This is a genomic window from Marinifilum sp. JC120 (assembly GCA_004923195.1).
Classification (GTDB): domain Bacteria; phylum Desulfobacterota; class Desulfovibrionia; order Desulfovibrionales; family Desulfovibrionaceae; genus Maridesulfovibrio.
Genome location: RDSB01000063.1, coordinates 1 through 1,112 on the forward strand (window position 1 = coordinate 1; position 1,112 = coordinate 1,112).

A 1,112-nucleotide genomic window follows, 5' to 3' on the forward strand; every position below is an offset into this window, starting at 1 on the left:
GYCTTTGTCATTTGATCCAATAGYGTTCCGTTAGATAGRAACAGATTTGATAAATACTGATAACTCTCGGATRGAGTATTAGAACGGAAAGATCCATTAGATAATGAACTATTGGTTCTAAGCCATCTCTGGCGATKAATCAACAATTCGAAGTGCTTTTCTTGCGTMTTMTTGATRAACCAGCGTTTATWYAKAGATGTAGGAGGATYYGTTTGGGRAGTAAGAAGCCCCTTTGACATCTCTTSATCTGCAAAKAATTCTCGAYGTGAAAACACAGAGACARRGGGYTGAKCTTTGAATAGGAAAAAGARTGGATCYGCRGGGTCCCAAATGAATTGGCTTATTCKAAAAARGCCTTGTTCTTTGGAAGAYCTMTCTCGTSTCTGGTACTGCAYGGTTCCRCTCTGCAAGAACTCCGAATCRTTCTCTTGAAGCTCATMCTYTTCATCATAAATGATCCGCTTGCCCCGAAATGACCYGGCCSAATAGGGAAATCCCAAYTCATTRGGCCTTTCGATACAATCAAATAGAAAGCCCCRAGGGCGCCATATTCTAGGAGCCCAAACTATGTGATTGAATAAATCCTCTTCTATCTGTTGCGGGTCGAGGRCTCCTTCTCCTTCCCCTTCTTCAAACTCCGATTCGTATTTTTCATAGAGAAATCTCTGATCAACGATAGAACAAGATCCATCTTGCATCATATATAAGGGATCCCTTGGTTCGGRSCGAARAARCAATGTCACTYGATCATTATCAAACTGACTGCAATCTTTTTCTGTCCGTGAGGGTCCCACCAGAGCGCCTTCTACTTCTAATAGGCCATGAACTAGATCAGAATCATTCTCAACGAGTCCATAAGAAGTGATCCYATTTTTTTCATCGGGTMSGGGTAGAGACCAAAGGTCTTGAGCGACCGATCCGGCAGAACAACTCAAAAGAKAAAGAAGTMTCGTKAATTTCTTCATGCTCGTTCCAAGYTCGAAGTACCATTTGTACAAATAAGAATCCCCTTCGTTACATGATTTCTTCTTCATATAGATAGATATAGGATCTATGGGGCAATTACTTATAAGTACATTTTGTGCAACAGCCCTTCCTATCTGATAGAAAAG

The 1,112-nt window shown here is 41.0% G+C and carries 1 protein-coding gene; it reads right to left on the reverse strand.

Annotated features, from left to right (window positions below; genetic code table 11):
- Positions 1 to 1,112 (reverse strand): hypothetical protein (locus tag D0S45_20335; GenBank protein TIH08934.1); only part of this gene is annotated, 1,112 nt, incomplete at both ends.